Genomic DNA, 19,477 nt, shown 5'->3' on the forward strand with positions numbered 1-19,477 from the left:
AAAATCAACTGTCTTTTTCGGCGAAGGCTGCGAGTTCGGGATCGAAATCCACCTCGACGACATTGTTGAACACGGCGGTGGCAATCATGATGCCGGCAAAAGCAACGAGATCGACCAGGGTTTTCGGCGGGTAGCGCTCCTTCAGTGCAGCCCAGATATCGGTGGGAACCGCGTTGGAATCGGCGACGATGGCGCGGCCGAAGCGCGCCAGCAGGGTCTCCTCGTCCGAAAGCACCAGTGCGGATCTAGTCGCGCATTGATCAGCGCCCGGCGGAAGAACGTCACTGCGATCTTCGAGTTCAACGCCTTGGAAATCGAATGCGAAAATATCCAGATCGCGCGGTCGTTGATGACGGGCAGCAGCTCGGCGCGTAGCGTGAACCACTCGGCATAGATGCGGTGCGCTTGCGGCGAATGCAGCAGCGTGCGCTTCATGTTGGTCATGCGCCCGCGGGCCGCGACTTCGTCGTCATGCGCCCTGCGGATGTCAGCCGAGGCGGTGTCGTAGTCGATTTGCGGAATGTGGCTCATGGACGTCTCGCTTGGGTAACCCGGACGCTACTATGGGCGTTTTGTGATGATGAGGGCGGTATGATCTAACTTAACGTTCGCTTAGCGAAAAAATTTCTATGGATCGGATATCTCGCCGGGAATGGCCGAATGGCTATCGGCGGGCGAGCGTAAGGTCGATTTCCACCAGTGCATCGCGTCCTAGCCTTGCCACCCCGACCGTCGTGCGGGCGGGGAGCGCGTTCTCGTCGGTGAGATAGCGGTGATAGATGGAATTCAAACCCGCATAGTCACGCTCGAAATGGCTGAGGTAGATACGGGCAAAGACCGTGTCAGACAGCGCATAGCCGGATGCCTCGACGATCAGCGAAAGGTTGCGGAAGACCAGTTCGGTCTGCTCCTCGATCGATGATGGAAGGGGCCCTTCCGGATTGTCCGGGTCGATCGGCAATTGGCCGGTGACAAACAGGAAGCCGTTGGCCTCCACTGCATGTGAATAGCGAGCGGTTCTCGGTGGCGGGGCGGCGGTGTCGGTTTTGATATAGCGGGTCATGATTCGTTTCGGATAGGGTGGCGCGGCAGGAAGAGCGCCACCCCGCCTGTTCAGGCTGCCTCAATCGCCTGCTCGAGATCGGCGACGATATCGTCCGGATGCTCAAGGCCGATCGACAGTCTGACATAGCCCGGCGTCACGCCGGTCGCGAGCTGATCCTCGGCGGAGAGCTGAGAATGGGTGGTGGTCGAGGGGTGGATCGCCAGCGACCGCGCGTCGCCGATATTGGCGACGTGGTAGAAGAGCTGCAGCGCATCGATGAATCGCCGGCCTGCCTCGCGGCCATCCTTGAGTTCGAAGCCGACAAGCGCGCCGAAATTGCCGGGTTTCAGGTATTTCTCCGCATTGGCCTTGGCCTCGCCGATCTGGAATTTCGGGAAGATGACGTTGGACACTTTTGGATGGCCCTTGAGATAGTCGGCGACGATCTCGGCGTTGCGGTTGTGCTGGGCGAGGCGCAGCGGCAGCGTTTCCAGGCCCTGCAGGAACTGGAAGGCATTCTGCGGGCTGATCGCGGCGCCGAGATCGCGCAACAGCACGGCGCGGGCTCTCAGGATATAGGCGAAGAAGCCGATCTTTTCAGCCTTTTCCAGCCAGGTGGCGCCCTGGTAGCTCGGGTCTGGATCATGCAGTGTCGGCAGCCGCTTCGGATAGCTGGCGAATGGGAAAGTGCCGCTTTCGATGATGGCACCGCCAATCGAGGTGCCATGGCCGCCGATATATTTGGTGGTCGAGTAGACCACAATCGCAGCGCCATGTTCGAACGGGCGAATGATCAGGGGGGCAGCGGTGTTGTCGACGATCAGGGGAATGCCGAAGCGACGGCCGATGCTGGCGACTTCGGCAATCGGGAAGACTTCGAGCTTCGGATTGGGCAGCGATTCCGCATAATAGGCGCGGGTCTTGTCGTCGGTGGCGCGGGCGAAGGCTTCCGGATCGGTGGGATCGACGAAGCGGGTTTCGATGCCGAAATTTTTGAGTGTCGCGGCGAATAGCGCCCAGGTGCCACCATAGATGCCGACGGAGGAGACGATGTTGTCGCCGGCGCGGGCGAGGTTGAGCACGGCGAAGGCTGAAGCGGCCTGGCCGGAGCTTAGCGCCAGTGCAGCCGCTCCGCCTTCGATCTCGGCAAGCCGCTGCTCGAAAGCATCCTGGGTCGGGTTGGAGACGCGGGTATAGAGATGGCCCGGCGCTTCGAGCGCGAAGAGCTTGTCGGCGCCCTCCGTGCCCGGCAATTGAAACGAGGTTGACTGGTAGATCGGCACGGCCACCGCGCCGCTGGTCGGGTCGAAGCGATAGCTGCCGCCGTGCAGCGCGATCGTCTCCGGGTGCCGGCTTTTGAAAAGCGCCGTTCCGGCCGGCGGGGCTGGCGTGGTTTCGGTCGCGTCTTGGGGACTGAGATGGAGGTTCATATCCGGCTCCTTTGTTGAGCGTTGATGGATCAGGCGGTCTCGGCGACCTTCTGCTGTTCGGCGAGAAGGTCGGCGTGATGGGCCTGGGCGACGTCGGGATGCGAGCGGAGCCGTGACTTGAGGAAATTGCGGCCCACCTCGTTGAACAGCGGGTTGAGCGGATCTTGCGTCACGCCGCGCACCTGTTTCTGCAGCTCGTCAGGCAGCGTCAGCACCGGCACGGTGGCGGAGAGATTGGCACCGAGGAAGAAGGCGACGGACATACGATCCGTGCCGGCCTTTGGTGTCACCACCCGATGGATGTTGGCGCGCAGAAAACCGTTCGAGGCCATTTCCAGGAGTTCGCCGGTGTTGATGACGAAGGTGCCGCGCACCGGCTTGGCTTCGATCCAGCCGCCATGGCCGTCATCGACCTGGAGGCCCGCGCCGGTATCCTGCAGCAGCAGCGTCACGAAACCGGAATCCTTGTGGGCGCCGACGCCCTGGTCAGTCTCGGTCTTGTCGCGGCCAGGATAGCGGATGATCTTGAGCAATTGGTTGGGGCCGCCGGCATAGATCGGCTCGAACACGTCGGGCGACTGGCCAAGTGCCTCGGCATAGGCCTTCAGCACGCGGATGCCGATAGAGGTCACGTCGGCGATCCATTGCTCGATCACCGGCTTCAGCTCGGGCAAGGAGGTTGGATATTGGTTGGGGCCGACCAGCCGCTTCCACGGCGGGTCGCCGGCGTTAACGGTTAGCCTGTCGCGGTTAGCGCCGAAATCGACCTGCTCGCGCCAGTCCTGCTGGCCGCGGGTATATTCGAGGCCCGGACCGTTATAGCCGCGGAAATGCGGCGAGTTGCACATTTCGATTTCAAGCTTGTCCTCTTCCGGCAGGGCGAAGAATTTGCGCGACAGCGCCAGCACGCCGTCAATGCGCTCCTGCGGGATGCTGTGACCGGAAAGGTAGAAGAAGCCGAGCGTATGGGCGACCCGGCGCAGTTCCGCCAGGGCCGCGTCGCGCTCCGGATGGTTGGGCGCGAACCGTTCGAGATTGAGGACGGGCAAGGATTGTTCAGAGGTCATGACGCACTCGCTTTCGCTTCCGGCCGTTGCTTCCGACCGGGACGATAAGCTGCAATGAATCCGAAAATCAATAGTCTATTAAATTAATATAGATGGTTGATTTATAACTGGAATATGCCTGAATGAAAGCAGCATGCATAGATTTTCTGTCCTTCACAATGGAGGCGCAATGCCATTTTGCAACTTCGCGGAAAGTTAGAACATTAAATCCATAGACAATATTGATTAGGGGGAAATGGGATTTATGCTTGGCGGATCAGAGCCTGCAGGGGCAGCGCTCATATCCGGAGGGAATGATATGACGGATGGCAGCAAGTCTCCCAGTGCCAGCCATGCAGGCGTTTCGCGCCGCACAGTGCTCAAGGGTGCGGCACTCGGCACCGGCGTGGTCGCCGCCGGCGCGATTGCCGGCAACAGCCTATTCACCCCGGCCATTGCCGGCCCGGCGCCGCATATCAGGCTTGCCTGGACGGAAGTCGCGGCCTGCCATTCGCCGCTCGGTTTCGGCGTCGCCAAGGGTTTTTACAAGAAGCACAATCTCGACGTCGAACTGTTCTACCAGGGCGCCAGCGGCCAGACACTGATCCAGGCGCTGGCCACCAACAAGGCCGATGCCGGCGCCGGCCTGATCGGCGACTGGCTGAAGCCGCTGGAACAGGGCTTTGACGTCAAACTGTTCGTCGGCTCGCATGGCGGCTGCCAGCGGCTGTTGGCGTCGAAGGAATCCGGCATCACCGATCTCGCCAGCGTCAAGGGCAAGACGATCGCCACCTATGGCATCGGCGCGCCGCCGCAGGTCGCCTTCCAGGTAACGCTGAAGAAGGCCGGCATCGACCCGGAAAACGACGTGACCTGGAAGGCCGTGCCCTTCGATCTGGTCGGCGAAACGGTCAAGCGTGGCGATGCGGATCTCGCCGCCCATCTCGACCCCTGGGCCTATTCGATCGAAAAGAAGTTCGATTTCAAGCTGATCGCCGACACCCAGACGGGCGTCTACGAGAATCATACCTGCTGCGTGCTCGGCGCCAATGGCCCGTTCCTGCAGACCAACAAGGATGCGCTGCGCCGGCTTGCCGAGGCCAATATCGAAATCCACGAATATGTCTCCGGCCATGTCGAAGAGGTGGCGCAATGGTATCTCGAAGAGTTGAAGCCGGCCGGCCTAAGCCTGGAGGACTTGGTTGGGGTGATCGGCAATCTGAGGACCCACAATCACCCGATCGGCCCCGAACTGGTCGAGCAGATCCGTGTCACTTCGGAAGACCTCAAGCTCGTCAACGTCCTCGATCCGTCGACGGATCCGAAGGAATTTGCCGAGCGCATCACGGTCAACCTCCTGGCATAAGGACCAAAACCATGACGGACGCCGCGCCGACCTTTGTCGACGACCGGATCGACACCCTGTCTCTGCGGCAGGGGGTCTGGACCACCGGTTTCATTGCCGCCCTGTTCTGGGCGCTGACGGCCATCGTCACGGTCGCCCTGCCGGATGTGATCGCCTGGGGCAGCGGTCCGCTGTTTGCCGCCATCATGGCGGCAGGGGCGATCGCGCTCGTAGCGCTCGGCTTTGCCGTACCGCGCCTGGGCGCGACCGGCGCTAAAATTACCTATTATGGCCCATGGCTGATAGCGCTCGGCGTCTGGTTCTTGCTTTGGGAATATACGACGGCCAAGACTGGCTGGCTGCCGAAACCGTTCTTCTCGCCGCCGCATGGCCTGCTCAACGTCTATGTCGTCGAGTGGCAGCGGCTGTTGATCTGCATTGCCTATTCGCTCAGGCTTTGGGGGCTCGGCTTCTTTTCCGGCATTGCCGTGGGCTTCGTGATCGGTGTGGCGCTCGGCTGGTCGGTGCGGTTCAATTATTGGGCCATGCCGGTGCTGAAGCTGATCGGCCCGGTGCCGGCAACGGCCTGGATTCCCGCGGCCTTCTATTTTTTCCCGACCACGTTCGATGCCTCGATCTTCATCGTGGCGCTCTCCTGCGGTATTCCGGTCGCGATCCTCACCGCATCCGGCGTCGCCTCGGTCAACAAGGCCTATTATGATGTCGCCCGGACACTGGGCGCGGATGCCCGCTACCTGATCCTCAGGATTGCCATTCCGGCGTCGCTGCCACACACCTTCGTCGGCCTGTTCATGGGCCTTTATTATTCCTTCGCTGTGCTGGTCGTCGCCGAAATGCTCGGCGCCCGATATGGGCTCGGCTGGTACATCCAGTTCCAGACCGCCTATTCCGGCTATGCCAATGTCTACGCCACCATCGTCATCATGGCTCTGCTCTGCTCGGGAATCGTCAAGCTGTTGTTCGTCGCCCGCGACCGCCTGCTGACCGGCCAGGAGAGGGGACTTATCTGATGAACGTCACCGTCAGTCCATCTGCGGTGGAACGCCGCGCCATCGCGCTCGATGTCGAGAACGTCTCGCACCATTTCGTCATCAATGGCGAGAAGCTGGCCGTGCTCGACAATGTCGACTTGTCGGTCAAGCCAGGCGAGTTCATCGCGCTGCTCGGGCCATCGGGTTGCGGCAAGTCTACGCTGCTGCGGCTGGCCGCCGGTCTCGACACGCCGCGTGAAGGCCGATTGCTGGAAGAGGGCGCGCCCATCACCGCGCCCGATCCGTCGCGCATCTTAGTCTTTCAGGACCCGACACTCTTCCCATGGCGCACAGTGCGCAAGAATGTCGCCACTGGGCTCGAAGCGCGCGGCCTGCTCAAGACGCATGAGGCGCGCGTCGACGAGGCGCTCAGGATCGTCAAGCTGGAAAAGTTCGCTGATGCCTACCCCAACCAGCTCTCCGGTGGTATGGCCCAGCGCGTCGCCATCGCCCGCGCGCTGGTCAACGATCCGCATCTGCTTTTGCTCGACGAACCCTTCGGCAAGCTTGATTCGCTGACTCGTCTCGGCCTGCAGCAGGAATTGACCAAGCTCTGGCAGGATGCCGGCTTCACCGCAATCCTCGTTACCCATGATGTCGAGGAGGCGCTGCTGCTCGCCAATCGCGTCATCGTCTTCAGCGACCGGCCGGCGCGCATTGTGCACGAGGTCAGCGTCGATAAACCGTTCCCGCGTAAGCGCGACGACGAAGACCTCGTGCAGCTGCGGCAGGAATTGCTCTCCAAGCTGGGGATCATCCATGGCTAGGCCGTCGCTCTCCAATGTGCTGCTGATCGTCGGTGGCGTGCTGACTACGCTCGCCATCCTCTGGTGGTGGGTGGTCTTCGACGAGTTGCTGAAGACCAACACTATGACCTTGTCTGAAGTCGTCCCCTGCCTGGCACGTAACACCGACATCTGCTCGCTGGCTGAATCGCTCTGCCGGCAGGATCACTTCCTCGGCATCCGCCGCTATTCGGCCGAGGCATTCTGGGGGGCCGGCGGGCTATTGCTGGTGGCGGTCGCCATGCGCTCCTTCAGGGTCGGCGAGGCGCGTTGAGATGAGTTTCGCGCAGCCTGACCATGCCCGCAATATGCGCCTGATAGGCCATTCGGACCAAGGCGGACGCGGCGATGGATCGCAATTGATGGTCCATCGCGGCCATGCCTATGTCGCCCATCCCTGGTCGGGGGGCTTTTCCATCATCGATGTCCGCGATCCCAGGAAGCCGGGTGCGGCAACCTTCGTGCCGGCGCCGCCGAAGACCTGGACCATCCATCTGCAGACACATGACGACCTGCTGCTGGTCGTGCATGCGCTCGACCTCTTCGCCGAAGCCGCCTTCGCCGATGAGAAGGATTATTATGCTGCCTCGGTCGGCGACAGGCTCGGCACTGCGGCAGGTGCGGCAAAAGCGCGACCCTGGTCGGCCGGCATGGCGATCTACGACATTTCGCAGCCGACCCGGCCACAGCGGATCGGCTTCTTTCCGGTCGATGGCGTCGGCATCCATCGCATCTGGTATGTCGGGGGGCGCTGGGCTTATGTCTCGGCACTGATCGACGGTTTCACCGACTATATACTCGTGATTGTCGACTTGGCCGATCCCACCAGGCCGGTCGAAGCCGGCCGTTTCTGGCTGCCAGGCATGAACAAGGCGGCTGGCGAGACACCGACATGGGGTGAAGGGCGGCGTTATGCGCTTCACCATGCCGTGGTCGAAGGCGATACCGCCTATGCCTGCTGGCGTGACGGCGGGCTGACGCTGATCGATGTCTCCGATAAGGCAAAGCCGCGGCTGACCGTGCACCGCAACTGGTCGCCACCCTATGGCGGCGGCACGCATTCCGCCTTGCCCCTCGTCGACCGCAATCTCCTGATCGTCGCCGACGAGGCGGTGGCCGACAACGAGGCGGATGGCCGCAAACACACTTGGGTGTTCGATATCCGCGCGCCGGAAAATCCGGTGTCGATCGTGACTTTTCCTATTCCCGCGGAGGCGGACTATCCGGCGAAGGGGGGCCATTTCGGCCCGCATAACCTCCATGAAAACCGCCCGGGCACGTTCCGCTCCTCCAGCCTGGTCTTCGCCACCTGGCAGAATGCCGGCATCCGCGCGTTCGACATATCCGATCCCTACCGGCCAAAGGAAACCGGTGCGCTGGTACCGGCGGCACCTGAGCGGATGATCGACCGCCGTGTGCGGCCAAGAGTCATCCAGTCGGCCGATGTGTTCGTCGACGCTGCCGGGCTGATCTATGCCACCGACTACAATGCCGGCCTCAGCATCATCGAATATGGCGGCTAGATTCGACGAGAGTGGCGGTTCGCGCCACCGGTTTCGTCTCAACCTCAACCAAGCCCCGGCTGATGCCGGGCGTCGCTTTGAAGAAAGGACAGGCCATGGGTTCCCAGGCAGAAAGCAAGATCGACTATTCGCAACATCCGCGCGTCAATTCGACCGATCCGGTACCGCCGCGCCCGCACCCGGCCCAGCCCGCCCATATCGTCAAATCCGATGCCGAGGCGATCGAAATCGCCAAAAAGCTGGCTGAGGAATTTTCCAAGGGCGCTGCCTTTCGTGACCGCGAAGGCCTGTTGCCGCTCGAAGAACTGGATCTCTATTCGCAGAGCGGCCTTTGGAGCATCAACGTGCCGAAGCAATATGGCGGCCCCGGCGTCTCCTATGCAACGCTTGCCGAGGTGATCAAGATCATCGCCTCCGCCGACTCATCGATCGCGCAGATCACCCAGAACCATCTGGCGATCAACGGTCATATCGACCTCGACGGCACGGAAGCGCAGAAAAAGGAATTCTTCGGCTGGGTGCTGAAAGGCCTGCGCTTCGGCAATGCCTTCTCCGAACTCCACAGTAAGAATGTCGCCGCCTTCGAGACGAGAGTCAGCTACGACGGCGCCGATGCTATCGTCAACGGCGAGAAGTTCTATACGACCGGCGCTCTGCTGTCGCACATCATCCCGGTCGTCGCCGTTGACGAAGCCGGCCAGGGTTTTCTGGTTTTCACTGAGCGCGATGCGCCGGGGATCACTGTGACCAACAACTGGTCGAGCTTCGGGCAGCGCACCACGGCCTCGGGCAGCGTGCGGATCGACAACGTCCGCGTGCCGCGCGAGCGCCTGCTGCCGGTGGCCGCCTTCGAACGGCCGACTATTGCCGGCCCGGTGTCGCAGATCATCCAGGCGGCGATCGATGCCGGCATCGCCAAGGGCGCGATCGAAGATACGATCGCCTTCGTCAAGACCCAGTCGCGGCCCTGGATCGACAGCGGCAAGGAGACCGCGGGCGAGGACCCGTTCACCATCCAGGCGATCGGCGATCTCCAGATCAAGCTGCATGCGGCGGAGGCGTTGCTTACCATTGCCGGTCTCGCCATCGACAAGGCGCAAGCCGAACCGACGGAAGAGAACGTCAACGAGGCCACGGTCAAGACGGCCGAAGCCAAGGTGTTGACCACCGAGATCGCCATTCTCGCCACCAACAAGCTGTTCGAACTGGCCGGGACGCGCTCGACGCTCGCCCAACACAATCTCGACCGGCATTGGCGCAATGCCCGGGCGCATACGCTGCACGATCCGGTGCGGTGGAAGTTCTTCCATGTCGGCAATTACTACCTCAACGGCATCAGCCCGCCCCGCCATCCCTGGAGCTGAGGGGGCCAGGCCGGATTGCCGGAGCCGCCGCCCCGCATCTCAGTGCTCACGCTGAGATACGGGGGCCGATCTGGTCAAGAGGTCGAGACCAATGCGATCCAGTGGGCGGTCGAGCTTTTGGCCGTTAGCGATAGGGCCTGGACAATCGCGCTGGCGCAGTTCGTTGGCATCGGCGGGCTGGGTCCGGTGTTTTTATCGGCCCCTATAGCCAGATCGCCGATACACTGCAGGAACAGTGGCCGACACGCACCGCGTAGAAGGCCGGCGTCTTGCACGAAAAGCTGTTTCGGCGACGCACCATATCCGCCGAAGAACTTCCTAGCGGACCGCTATCGCGACATCGAGGACGTCAAGCGCGGCGACGCTGCCCGCGATCAGTACTTGCAGCGGTTTTACCCGTCGATGCGGAATGGACTGCAGCAGTCATTGTGGTAGCCGGAAATGGTCGTCGATATGACGCTGGTCGCGCGTGTCTTTATGCCAGCCGATAGCCTTCCTGTAGCTGCCAAACAGACCGCTCTCGCGTACGGTCTCAAGTGTCAAATCGTGCGTTATCTCGGGATCTGGATCAACGTAGAGCGCGTCGACGGGGCAATAGAGCTCACACATAAAACACGTTTGGCAGTTTTCCTGGCGCAGGATGACCGGCGGTCCATCTGCAATCGCTTCGAAGACATTGGTCGGGCAAACCTTAACACAGAGATTGCAGTCTGTGCATGTTTGGGGATCAAGGACTTCGATCATTATTCCGCAGCCTCCCTGTATACTCCGGGACCTACAGCCTCTTGTCGCACGGTGGTCGTATCGAGGCCGCTGACGACAAGCCGGTGATGCTGGGCGGGATCCTGCTTCGGGAAATCCTCGCGGCGGTGCATGCCGCGGGTTTCGGTTCGCGACAGCGCGGTGCAGTACATGAAGCGGGCGGTGGCGGCCATCGCCTGGGCCTGGCGAAGTTGCAGCGCCTGGCTTTCATCAGCGCCGGTGGCGGACGAGATGGTTTCCCACAGCCGGTCGAGCCGCTCAAGCGAGGCCGAGAGGGTCGAATGGGTACGGAAGTAATTGACGTCGAGCGGGAAGACCTCGTCCTGCACGGCCTTGATGATGGCTGGGGGATCAACGGGCTGGGTATTTTCTGATGCTCGAACGGCGGGTTCTGGAAGCCTGCCTTTGGGCCTGGTTTCCTTTGAAAGAGCAAAGGCCGCGGCGGATCCGCCGGCAAAGGCGCCGGTCGAGATCGCCCAGGCGGCATTGTGGCTGCCGCCGCCGGTGAAGCCGCCGCAGATCGGTTCGCGCGTGGCGCTGTCGCCGGCGGCAAAGAGGCCGGCAACGGTGGTGGCGCAGTCGAGGCCGGTCAGCCGCAGACCACCGGTGCCGCGCACCGTGCCTTCAAGGCGCAGTTTCACCTCGAAGAGTTCGGTGAAGGGGTCGATATCGCGGCGATCGAAGGGCACGAAGAAATTCGGCTGGGCGCGGCGCAGGATGGCCTTCACCTCATCGGTCTCGGCAAGATCGAGGCGGGCGTAGATGGGTTCCGATAGAATTGTGCGGGCGATGATGGAGCGGCCGCGGGCAGAGCCTGCACCTTCGATCAGGCTGTGGTCCTTGCGGTAAAACTGCGCAAAGCGATAAAGCGCGGTCTTGGTGATCGAGGCGAAGGCCGGCGAAATGGCATAAGCCGACGAGAATTCCATTCCTGAAAGTTCGGCGCCCACCTCAGCACCCATCAAATATCCGTCGCCGGTCAAGACGTCACAGCCGAGCGCCTTGCTCATGAAGGCGCAGCCACCCGCCGCCAGCACCACCGCGCCGGCCCGAACCGCCCACCGTCCGCCTTCCTGCCGGCGCAGCCCGCTTGCGCCAACGACAGCACCGCCATCGGTCAGGAGATGGGTGGCGGGATGATGGTCGAGAATGGTGACGCCGGCATTCTTCACCCGTCGCCGCAACAGCCGCATATATTCCGGCCCCTGGACGGAGATGCGCTGCTGCTCGCCTTTTTCGTCGACGGGGAAGGGATAGCCCCAGTCCGCCAGCCGGTTGACGCTCTCATACGTCTTGTCGAGAACAGGCGCCATCCAGGAGCGCTCCGAAAGATAGCCGCCCATCGCCTCGCGGCTTGCCATGGCCATCTCCCGCTCGGACGGGTCCGGCGGCACGTACCAGATCTGGGTGCCGGCCGAGGCCGTTGCGCCGGAGCTGCCGCAATAACCTTTGTCGACCAGCACGACCCGAGCCTTGGCGCCGGTCGCTTCCAGCGCCGCCCAGCAGCCGGCTGGGCCGCCGCCGATGACCAGTACGTCGCAGATAATTTCGGTATCGGCCGAAGGACGGATTTTCTGCGCGGGCTTGCTCATGGTCAACATCCTTTCAACGAAACTCATTGCGGTTTAAATCTATGTATTGCATAGGTTTTTGAATGGTTCTTCGGAGTTTGCCTCATGTCCTTCGCCAGCCTTGCCATGTATGTCAGCCCGCCACCGGTCGAGGAGGCGACGCGGCTCTTCTGGAAGGCGCTGGGTGCGCGCATTCGCGCGTTTGGGCTTGATGCGCCGGCGGCGCTTGACGACGAAATTCGCTATGACGAAGCGTGGCTTCGGCCGGACCTCCTGTTCGGCCAGACCTGCGGCTATCCCTATGTCCAGCATCTGCGCGGCAAAGTGCAGCTCGTCGCTTCGCCCGTTTACGGGCTGCCCGGCTGCGACGGGCCGCTCAAATGCAGCTTCATCATCGTCAATGCCAAGTCGCCGGTACGGTCGATCGAGGAACTGCGCGGCGCGCGGGCGGCGATCAACGAGCCCGGCAGCAATTCCGGCTACAATCTGTTTCGGCATTTCGTCGCGCCGTATGCGGTCGAGGAACGTTTCTTCTCGTCGGTGATCACGACTGGCGGCCATCGGATGAGCATCGATGCCGTTTCGAGCGGAGAGGCGGATGTCGCGGCGATCGACTGTGTCACCTTCGGCAATACCCTGCGTTTCGATCCCGATCGCCTCGCCGGTGTGCGCATCCTGGCGGAAACCGCCAAAGGGCCTGGCCTGCCCTTCATCACCTCCGCCGAAACGTCGGCGAAAGACCTCGTCATCCTGCGCCGTGCGTTGGCCGAAGCCATTGCCGATCCGGACCTTGCCGAGGTTTGCGACACGCTTTCGCTGCGTGGCATCAGCCTTCTCAGCGACGCCGATTACGAGGTGTTGTCGGAGCTCGGTCGCGAAGCCGCGCGGCATGGTTACCCCGCGATCGCTTGAGGTGTGACAGCGGGCGTCGTTGTCAACGGAAAATGACATGCGACATTGCGACCGCCTGGGCCAGCCTGGAGTACAGGCGCATCGCTTTCGCATTTCGGCTGCGCCAAGGGGCAGCGCTTGTGAAACCGGCAGCCGGACGGTGGATTGCTGGGGCTCGGAAGTTCGCCCGTCAGCACGATGCGCTCGCGCCGGCGGCTGGGGTCGAGCGTAAGATTGGCCGAGAGCAGCGCCCGCGTATAGGGGTGGGCGGGATCGCGGAACAAGGTGGCTGTCGGCCCGCTCTCGACGATTTGGCCGAGATACATCACCGCCACCCGATCCGTGACACGGCCGACGACGTTGAGATTGTGCGAGATCAGCAGGTAGCTTAGCCCCAGGCGGTCGCGCAAAGCCCGGAGCAGATTGAGCAATTCACCCTGAATGGAAATATCGAGACCGGCGGTCGGTTCGTCGGCAACGATGATCGAGGGTTCGGCGGCCAGCGCCCTGACCAGCGCCACGCGCCGCGCCTGCCCGCCGCTCAGCTGGTGCGGATAGCGCGAAAGAAGCTGCTCGCCGAGGCCGATGCTTTCCGCCAGCGCCACAATGCGCGACCAGCTCTCGAGCGTGTGCACCTTGCGGATTTTCAGCGGCTCTGCGAGGAGCGAGCCAACGGTCATGCGCGGCGAGAGTGACGCGGCCGGGTCCTGGAACAGCAGCTGGATCTTGCGCTGCAGATCGACGCGGCGCCCCGCCGGTGCATCCCGAAGCGTCTCGCCTTCAATCGTCAACGTGCCGGCGGCGAGCGGCTGTAACCCGACGATGGCCCGTGCGATGGAAGACTTGCCGCAGCCGCTTTCGCCGACGAGCCCGAGCGTTTCGCCGCGCCGCAGCTCCAGGGAAACCCCATCGACGGCGGTGAGCCGGTCATAGCGGATGACGGCATCTTTCAACGCGAGGGCCGTCATCACGCAGCCTCCAACCAGCAGGTATAGTTTTGGCCATCGCGTGCCTGCCGTTGCGGCGGCTTTTCGCTGCACCGGTCATGACGGGCGGGACAGCGGCCGGCGAAAACGCAGCCTGCTGGACGGTGTGAAGGATCGGGTACGCCGCCGGGGATGGTTGCAAGCTCCTGCGACGGGTCGAAGGTGGCAAAGGGATCGAGCTCGCAGGCAAGCAGGGCGCGGGTATAAGGGTGGCGTGGGTGGTGCAGCACATCCGCTACCCGGCCGTTTTCCACGACGGTTCCCGCATACATCACGACCACGCTGTCGCAGAGCTCTGCAATCAGGCCCATGCTGTGGCTGACAACCAGCATCGAAGCAGACGTACGCTGCCGCAGCCGGCGCAGCACCTCGACCACCTGCGCCTCGATCGTGGCATCCAGCGCCGTCGTCGGCTCGTCGGCGATCAGAAGCTTCGGTTCGACCAGCAGCGCCATGGCGATGATCACACGCTGCCGCATGCCGCCGGAAAATTCGTGCGGATAACGGTGCATCCGGGCGGCAGCATCCTGCACGCCGACATCGGCGAGCACGGCCTTCGCCCGCGCCCAGAGCATCCGCCGCTTCTCCTTGGGAAAGCGCCGCCGCTGGATATCGACGAGCTGCGCGCCGATGGTGAACATCGGGTTCAGCGCCGTCATCGGGTCCTGAAAGATCATCGCGATGTCGGTGCCGCGCAGCGGGGTGGTTTCACCCGCGGCAAAACTCAGCAAACGTTCGTCGAAGGTGGCATGGCTTGCGGAAACCTCGGCATTGTCGGCAAGCAGACCGAGCAGGGCGAAGGCGACGGTCGATTTGCCGCTGCCGCTTTCGCCGACGAGCCCGACGGACCGGCCGCGACCGATCTCGATATCGACACTGTCGAGGATGTGGGCCGCCCGGCCGTTGCCGCGATAGGAGACGTTGAGGTTTTCGATGGTGAGGAGGGTGTCTGTCACAAGGTCTTCCTCAGCTTCGGATCGAGCGTGTCGCGCAGTGCCTCGCCAAGCAGCGCGAAACCCAGCGTGGCGAGGATCAGCGACAGGCCGGAAAAGGTGGCGAGCCAGGGCGACTGGTCGAGATATGTGTAGCCGTCGTTCAACAGGTTGCCCCAGCTGGCGAGCGGCGGGCGTACGCCGAGCCCGAGGAAGCTCAGTCCCGCCTCGATGGTGATGACGACGGGGATATCCATGCAGGCGAGCACGAAGATCGGGCCGATGATGTTGGGTGTCACATGATGCAGGATCACCCGCCATGTTTCGGCGCCGAGTACCTTTTCCGCCTCGATGAAGGGGCTATTGCGGATGGTGATCGTCTGCGCGCGGGCGACGCGGCCGAAATGGGGTACGAAGACGATACTGACGAGCAGTACGACGTTTCCGAGGCCGGGGCCGAAGACGGCGACGAGAGCCAGGGCCAGGATGATGCTCGGAAACGACGTTACGATATCGAAAATGCCGACGATGGCAAGATCGACAGCGCGTGGCGAAAGTGCCGACACGATGCCGAGGAGGACGCCTGTTGTGAGCGATATGGAAATGACGGTCAGCGAGATTCCGAGCGCGACGCGGGCGCCAAAAATCAGACGGCTCAGTATATCGCGGCCGAGCTGATCGGTCCCGAGCCAATGCTGGAATGACGGGCTCATCAGGCGGCTGGTCGGGGCGATTGCACTCGGGCCATAGGGCGCGATAAGGGGTGCTGCGATCGCGACCAGGCAGAGCAGCGTCACAGCAACAAGTGCAAATGTGCCGCCGGGGCGGCGAGAGAGTTCGATGAGCGCCGTCATGTCACGCCACCCCGGCCGGTAGAGAGGCGGGCGCGCTCGCGCGGATCGATCAGACTCTGGGAAAGATCGGCAATGAGATTGGTGAGAACGTAGAGGAGGACGATTATGAACACTCCGCCCTGAACGACGGGGTAGTTGCGCGTGCGGATCGCGTCATAGATCAGCGAACCCAGCCCTGGCCGATTGAAGATGACCTCGGCAAAGACCGCGCCGCCAAGCAGCTCCCCAAAGCCCATGCCAAGCACCGCGACAGTCGGAAGCACGGCGGGTTTCAGGGCATATTTCATCAGGATCTTCGCTTCGCTGACGCCATAGGCGCGCAATGTGCGAATATGGCTCTCGCTCAAAACCTCCAGCAGCGAGGAGCGCAATAAGCGCGCGATATAGCCGACCCAGCCGGCGGCGAGTGCGGCCGTCGGCAGTACGAGATGCCAGAGCTGGTCGCCAAGATGGCCGCTCTCGCCAGCGCCGAGCACCGGAAACCAGCGCAACGTCACGGAAAACACCATCAGGAGGAACACAGACACGACAAAGCTCGGCGTCGAAATGAACCCGACACTCAAAAAAGCAATCAGACGATCCAGTCGCCTGCCTGCCCAACGGGCGGAAAGCAAAGCAAGCGGCACCCCGAGGACGATGGCAAAGAGCATGGCAGAGATTGCGAGTGCCGCTGTGTTCGGCAGTGCCGCGGCGACAAGGCCCAGAACGGGCCGGCCGTTGAAAACGTCTTCTCCAAGGTCGCCGGAAAGCAGCCGGCCGAAGAAGCCAACGAACTGCTCGGTCAGCGACTTGTCGAGACCGATGCGTGCATTGAGCGCAGCGATGGCCTCCGGCGTGGCGCGTGAGCCAAGGATTACGGTTGCCGGATCGCCGGGGATCAGACGCGTCAGTGCGAGCAAAAGCAGGACTGAACCGGCAACAGCGAGAAACGCCGTTGCCAGCTTGAAGGCGAGATGAATGGAGAGGGACGCGCTCCTCATCACAGCGCGTCCCCGTGTATCAACGCAATCACCGGATCAGGCCGTCGTTTCTGAAAACGCCGTATAAAGCCAGTTATTGCCGTTCGGCAGGACGCCGGGCTTCAGCCAGTTGCGCGAAGCGAAAGCATTGAGGTTGTGAGTGATCCAGATGAAGGCGGCGGATTCGTCGAGCAGCTTCTGCGCCTCGATGTAGATCTTCGCGCGCTCGGCTGGGTCGACAGTGACGCCACCCTTTTCATGCAGTGCGTCGAAATCGGCATTCTTCCAGCGTTGCCAATTCCACTGGCCGACCTGCGCAGAGGTGAACCATTGTGTTTGGAAGCCGGGGTCGAACTTGCCGTTGTACTTGATCAGCGACAGCTCAAGATCCTTGCTGGCGTCATTGTTGCCGAGCGCCCAGTAGGCGGCGGACTCCAGCGCCTCGATTTCGACATCGATGCCGACTTCGGCAAGGTTGGCCTGGATGATCTGTGCAATGGCCTCGTAGCGGGCATTCGCCTCGATTGTCAGCTTCGTCTTGAAGCCATCAGCATGGCCGGCCTCCGTGAGGAGGGCCTTTGCCTTTTCGAGATCACGGGCATAGACCGGCGCGTCCTTCCAGTGGCCGAGCAAACTCGGCGCAAGAAGCGAGTTGGCGCGCGGATAGAGGCCGGAGTAAGCCCCCTGCAGGATCGCGTCGATATCGACGGCGTAACGGAGTGCCTGGCGCACGCGGATATCGTTGAACGGTGCCTTCTCGATGTTCGGGCCAAACCAGACATAATCGATAGCGGGGATTTGCGTAACACTTGCATCCGGAAGCGCAGAGAGCGTTTTGCCGTTTTCGGGGTCGATGGCGGTGAAGTCGATCTCATTGGACTGGAAGGCAATCTCCGCAGTCTTCTGTTCGCTGATCGGCTTGCCGACGATCTGCTGGAAGTGCGGCTTGATCGGCCCCTTGTAGTCAGGGTTGATCTCGAGAACGAATTGGTCGCGGGGCGTCCATTGCTTCAGGACATATGGCCCGCTGCCGATCAGCTTTGTCGCGATTTCCTTTTCGCCCAGCGCTTCGAATGCCTTCTTTGAGATGATGCGGCCGGAACCGTCTGCCAGCGCAATGGTATAAAGCGCCGGCGCAGGTTTTTTCAGGATGATGCGGCCTTCGAGCAGACCCGTCACCTCGACGCGATCGAGAGCGGACCAATCCTTGGCATAGGTAACAGGTTTGCCTTCGGCATTCGGCTTGATGAAACGTTCGAAGGAAAATTTGACGTCTTCGGCGGTGAGTTCGCCATAGCCGCTCGTGAAGACAAGGCCGCTGCGCAGTTTGAAGCGGATTTCCGTAGCATTGACCTGCTCCAACTCTTCCGCCGCATCGAGTTCCCACTCGGTCGAGCCGGGCTTGAAAGAGATCAAGCCCTGCTGCACCGACCAAAGAACGTTGAGGTCGACGGGGCCGGAGCGGTTGGCAGGGTCCAGATTCACCGGATCCTTTTCGACACGCACGACGATCTTCGACCGGTCGGCGGATGCGAAGGCAGGATGGACGCCGCCAAGAGCGACCACGGTTGCGATTGACGCGCCGCCCACAAGCAACTGGCGACGTGTGGTTATGAAAGTCATTTCGATCCTCCGCATTTACCCAGCCAGCGGCGGGTCTATCTGTCGATATGCGGATTAAATTCAATTCCCTACCAAATCGATAGAGTAAATATTCCTCGTTTGTGTCTCCATGCATGTATTTTTTCTTTTTTCTCCGGCTGCGAGGAAAACCCGTGCGGCGCGAAGGAGGGCGGGCGCGAATTATAGTGCCGGAAAATGATTCAGCTCCTGGATTGACGATGCCAAACTCGACATCTTCAGAGAATTCCCTCGAACGCCCTAGCCCCCAGCTTTTGATCGCCGATATCGAATGGCAGACCATATTGCTTTCGGGCATAATTTACATAGGCTTCCTGTCGGTTACCTGGTTCTGGGAAGCCATCCCGACTGTCCTCGTGATGGTGGTGGGCGGGTGGTTGGTAGCCTGGCAGGGCTCGCTTCAGCACGAGCTTATCCACGGCCATCCCACCAGAAACCAGTCGATCAACGACGCTATCGGCTGGCTATCTCTGTCTCTCTGGTTGCCCTATGTCATCTACCGCGAGACGCACCTCGTCCACCATCGGGATGAGCATCTGACAGATCCGATCGAGGATCCGGAATCCTCCTATTTCACCCAGGCGGCATGGGAGCGCATAGGCCCAATCGGCAAGAAAATTGCAGAATGGAATATGACGCTCCTCGGAAGATTGACGATCGGTCCGCTGGTCATGATCATCAGCTTCCTTGCACAGGAAGCGTCTCACATCGTGAATGGCAGCCGTGAGCGCGCGCAGATTTGGCTCTGGCATGGGCTGTCAATCATTGCCATACTCTTCTGGGTAATTTTTATTTGCAAAATGCCGCTCTGGCTCTACCTGCTCGGCTTCGTCTATCTCGGGGCTGCGTTGACCAGGCTCCGCTCATATGCAGAGCACCGCTACGCCGACCATCACGACGAGCGAACTGCAATTGTCGAAAACAGTCCAGTTTTCGGGCTCTTGTTCCTCTACAACAATCTCCATGTGCTTCATCATCAGCGCCCGGCTATACCCTGGTATCGGATTCCCCACCTCTATCGCCGAGACCGTGAACTGCTGGTGGCGATCAATGGCGGTCTTGTTTACGACAGCTATTTCGACGTCGCTCGGCGTTTCCTTCTTAAGCCGCACGACGATCCCCGCCACCCACGCCACATGCCGAAAGATCCATCCTCCGCAACGCTTGGCGGCGGGATGGTTGCAGACGGCGAGACGAAAACGTCCGAGGCTTAGGCCGGCGGACGGGAGGCTATGGGGTCTACGATCGCCGTTAACTTGGTCGCGGCGGTGGCATGTCTTGCCGCGTCAGC

General features: G+C 61.7%; 18 protein-coding genes and 1 pseudogene. 8 read left to right on the forward strand and 11 right to left on the reverse strand.

The annotated features are described in order from the left end of the window. Nucleotides 1-4: 4 nt before the first annotated feature. The 4 genes and pseudogenes from NXC24_RS20650 to NXC24_RS20665 all read right to left on the reverse strand — a co-directional run bounded on the left by NXC24_RS20650 (nt 5) and on the right by NXC24_RS20665 (nt 3,542). Nucleotides 5-531, reverse strand: a pseudogene (locus tag NXC24_RS20650) (hypothetical protein). A 133-nt stretch (nt 532-664) separates the two neighbouring features. Then, nucleotides 665-1,063 (reverse strand): RidA family protein, encoded by a 399-nt coding sequence (locus tag NXC24_RS20655; protein WP_104825339.1) that lies wholly within the window; start codon nt 1,061-1,063, stop codon nt 665-667. Nucleotides 1,064-1,113: 50 nt separating this feature from the next. Beyond that, nucleotides 1,114-2,475: a PLP-dependent transferase gene (locus NXC24_RS20660; RefSeq protein ID WP_104825340.1), complete on the reverse strand. Its 1,362-nt coding sequence runs from the start codon at nt 2,473-2,475 to the stop codon at nt 1,114-1,116. Nucleotides 2,476-2,504: 29 nt separating this feature from the next. Next, the gene (locus NXC24_RS20665) at nt 2,505-3,542 is read right to left on the reverse strand and encodes a 2-oxoglutarate and iron-dependent oxygenase domain-containing protein (protein WP_104825341.1); all 1,038 of its coding nucleotides are present in this window, start codon (nt 3,540-3,542) and stop codon (nt 2,505-2,507) included. A 298-nt stretch (nt 3,543-3,840) separates the two neighbouring features. Between NXC24_RS20665 and NXC24_RS20670 the strand changes: the two genes are divergently transcribed. The 6 genes from NXC24_RS20670 to NXC24_RS20695 all read left to right on the forward strand — a co-directional run bounded on the left by NXC24_RS20670 (nt 3,841) and on the right by NXC24_RS20695 (nt 9,590). Beyond that, nucleotides 3,841-4,887 carry an ABC transporter substrate-binding protein gene (locus NXC24_RS20670; RefSeq protein ID WP_104825342.1) on the forward strand — a complete coding sequence of 349 codons (1,047 nt, stop codon included), beginning with the start codon at nt 3,841-3,843 and terminating at the stop codon, nt 4,885-4,887. An 11-nt stretch (nt 4,888-4,898) separates the two neighbouring features. Further along, on the forward strand, nt 4,899-5,897 hold the full coding sequence (locus tag NXC24_RS20675) for an ABC transporter permease subunit (RefSeq protein WP_104825343.1): 999 nt from the start codon (nt 4,899-4,901) through the stop codon (nt 5,895-5,897). Next, complete coding sequence (locus tag NXC24_RS20680; protein ID WP_104825344.1) at nt 5,897-6,685, forward strand: ABC transporter ATP-binding protein; 789 nt, start codon at nt 5,897-5,899, stop codon at nt 6,683-6,685. The genes NXC24_RS20675 and NXC24_RS20680 overlap by 1 nt, the downstream gene beginning before the upstream one ends. Next, entirely contained in the window at nt 6,678-6,977 is a 300-nt protein-coding gene (locus NXC24_RS20685) for a hypothetical protein (protein ID WP_104825345.1), read from the forward strand. Before NXC24_RS20680 ends, NXC24_RS20685 begins: the two co-directional genes overlap by 8 nt. A gap of 1 nt (nt 6,978) precedes the next feature. Next, nucleotides 6,979-8,226 carry a hypothetical protein gene (locus NXC24_RS20690; RefSeq protein WP_104825346.1) on the forward strand — a complete coding sequence of 416 codons (1,248 nt, stop codon included), beginning with the start codon at nt 6,979-6,981 and terminating at the stop codon, nt 8,224-8,226. Nucleotides 8,227-8,321: 95 nt separating this feature from the next. Continuing rightward, on the forward strand, nt 8,322-9,590 hold the full coding sequence (locus tag NXC24_RS20695) for an SfnB family sulfur acquisition oxidoreductase (RefSeq protein ID WP_104825532.1): 1,269 nt from the start codon (nt 8,322-8,324) through the stop codon (nt 9,588-9,590). 423 nt (nt 9,591-10,013) lie between these two features. Here the strand turns inward: NXC24_RS20695 and NXC24_RS20705 are convergent, their stop codons facing one another. Continuing rightward, complete coding sequence (locus NXC24_RS20705; protein WP_104825348.1) at nt 10,014-10,334, reverse strand: ferredoxin family protein; 321 nt, start codon at nt 10,332-10,334, stop codon at nt 10,014-10,016. Then, nucleotides 10,334-11,944 (reverse strand): FAD-binding protein, encoded by a 1,611-nt coding sequence (locus NXC24_RS20710; protein WP_104825349.1) that lies wholly within the window; start codon nt 11,942-11,944, stop codon nt 10,334-10,336. The genes NXC24_RS20705 and NXC24_RS20710 overlap by 1 nt, the downstream gene beginning before the upstream one ends. A gap of 84 nt (nt 11,945-12,028) precedes the next feature. On the opposite strand from NXC24_RS20710, the gene NXC24_RS20715 reads away from it, so the two are divergent. Beyond that, nucleotides 12,029-12,835, forward strand: coding sequence for a PhnD/SsuA/transferrin family substrate-binding protein (locus tag NXC24_RS20715; RefSeq protein WP_104825350.1), 807 nt, complete (start codon nt 12,029-12,031; stop codon nt 12,833-12,835). Here NXC24_RS20715 and NXC24_RS20720 read toward each other — a convergent pair. The 5 genes from NXC24_RS20720 to NXC24_RS20740 are packed head-to-tail and all read right to left on the reverse strand — an operon-like array spanning nt 12,817 to nt 18,168. Further along, a complete protein-coding gene (locus NXC24_RS20720; protein WP_104825351.1) occupies nt 12,817-13,782 on the reverse strand; it encodes an oligopeptide/dipeptide ABC transporter ATP-binding protein in 966 nt (321 codons plus the stop codon). The two genes, NXC24_RS20715 and NXC24_RS20720, sit on opposite strands and share 19 nt — an antisense overlap. Next, on the reverse strand, nt 13,782-14,756 hold the full coding sequence (locus NXC24_RS20725) for an ABC transporter ATP-binding protein (protein WP_104825352.1): 975 nt from the start codon (nt 14,754-14,756) through the stop codon (nt 13,782-13,784). The genes NXC24_RS20720 and NXC24_RS20725 overlap by 1 nt, the downstream gene beginning before the upstream one ends. After that, nucleotides 14,753-15,586, reverse strand: coding sequence for an ABC transporter permease (locus tag NXC24_RS20730; RefSeq protein WP_104825353.1), 834 nt, complete (start codon nt 15,584-15,586; stop codon nt 14,753-14,755). The genes NXC24_RS20725 and NXC24_RS20730 overlap by 4 nt, the downstream gene beginning before the upstream one ends. Next, nucleotides 15,583-16,566, reverse strand: a complete 984-nt coding sequence (locus tag NXC24_RS20735) for an ABC transporter permease (protein WP_104825354.1) — start codon at nt 16,564-16,566, stop codon at nt 15,583-15,585. Before NXC24_RS20735 ends, NXC24_RS20730 begins: the two co-directional genes overlap by 4 nt. Nucleotides 16,567-16,602: 36 nt before the next feature. Further along, on the reverse strand, nt 16,603-18,168 hold the full coding sequence (locus NXC24_RS20740) for an ABC transporter substrate-binding protein (RefSeq protein ID WP_104825355.1): 1,566 nt from the start codon (nt 18,166-18,168) through the stop codon (nt 16,603-16,605). A gap of 218 nt (nt 18,169-18,386) precedes the next feature. Between NXC24_RS20740 and NXC24_RS20745 the strand changes: the two genes are divergently transcribed. Then, nucleotides 18,387-19,400 (forward strand): fatty acid desaturase, encoded by a 1,014-nt coding sequence (locus NXC24_RS20745; RefSeq protein ID WP_104825356.1) that lies wholly within the window; start codon nt 18,387-18,389, stop codon nt 19,398-19,400. Nucleotides 19,401-19,477 lie beyond the last annotated feature (77 nt).

It is taken from the genome of Rhizobium sp. NXC24, from assembly GCF_002944315.1.
GTDB lineage: Bacteria > Pseudomonadota > Alphaproteobacteria > Rhizobiales > Rhizobiaceae > Rhizobium.

Excerpts from the sequence above, each read along its gene's own strand:
- NXC24_RS20655 (WP_104825339.1), bottom strand. The coding sequence starts at position 1,063 with ATGACCCGCTATATCAAAACCGACACCGCCGCCCCGCCACCGAGAACC.
- NXC24_RS20660 (WP_104825340.1), bottom strand. The coding sequence starts at position 2,475 with ATGAACCTCCATCTCAGTCCCCAAGACGCGACCGAAACCACGCCAGCC.
- NXC24_RS20665 (WP_104825341.1), bottom strand. The coding sequence starts at position 3,542 with ATGACCTCTGAACAATCCTTGCCCGTCCTCAATCTCGAACGGTTCGCG.
- NXC24_RS20670 (WP_104825342.1), top strand. The coding sequence starts at position 3,841 with ATGACGGATGGCAGCAAGTCTCCCAGTGCCAGCCATGCAGGCGTTTCG.
- NXC24_RS20675 (WP_104825343.1), top strand. The coding sequence starts at position 4,899 with ATGACGGACGCCGCGCCGACCTTTGTCGACGACCGGATCGACACCCTG.
- NXC24_RS20680 (WP_104825344.1), top strand. The coding sequence starts at position 5,897 with ATGAACGTCACCGTCAGTCCATCTGCGGTGGAACGCCGCGCCATCGCG.
- NXC24_RS20685 (WP_104825345.1), top strand. The coding sequence starts at position 6,678 with ATGGCTAGGCCGTCGCTCTCCAATGTGCTGCTGATCGTCGGTGGCGTG.
- NXC24_RS20690 (WP_104825346.1), top strand. The coding sequence starts at position 6,979 with ATGAGTTTCGCGCAGCCTGACCATGCCCGCAATATGCGCCTGATAGGC.
- NXC24_RS20695 (WP_104825532.1), top strand. The coding sequence starts at position 8,322 with ATGGGTTCCCAGGCAGAAAGCAAGATCGACTATTCGCAACATCCGCGC.
- NXC24_RS20705 (WP_104825348.1), bottom strand. The coding sequence starts at position 10,334 with ATGATCGAAGTCCTTGATCCCCAAACATGCACAGACTGCAATCTCTGT.
- NXC24_RS20710 (WP_104825349.1), bottom strand. The coding sequence starts at position 11,944 with ATGAGCAAGCCCGCGCAGAAAATCCGTCCTTCGGCCGATACCGAAATT.
- NXC24_RS20715 (WP_104825350.1), top strand. The coding sequence starts at position 12,029 with ATGTCCTTCGCCAGCCTTGCCATGTATGTCAGCCCGCCACCGGTCGAG.
- NXC24_RS20720 (WP_104825351.1), bottom strand. The coding sequence starts at position 13,782 with ATGACGGCCCTCGCGTTGAAAGATGCCGTCATCCGCTATGACCGGCTC.
- NXC24_RS20730 (WP_104825353.1), bottom strand. The coding sequence starts at position 15,586 with ATGACGGCGCTCATCGAACTCTCTCGCCGCCCCGGCGGCACATTTGCA.
- NXC24_RS20735 (WP_104825354.1), bottom strand. The coding sequence starts at position 16,566 with ATGAGGAGCGCGTCCCTCTCCATTCATCTCGCCTTCAAGCTGGCAACG.
- NXC24_RS20740 (WP_104825355.1), bottom strand. The coding sequence starts at position 18,168 with ATGACTTTCATAACCACACGTCGCCAGTTGCTTGTGGGCGGCGCGTCA.
- NXC24_RS20745 (WP_104825356.1), top strand. The coding sequence starts at position 18,387 with ATGCCAAACTCGACATCTTCAGAGAATTCCCTCGAACGCCCTAGCCCC.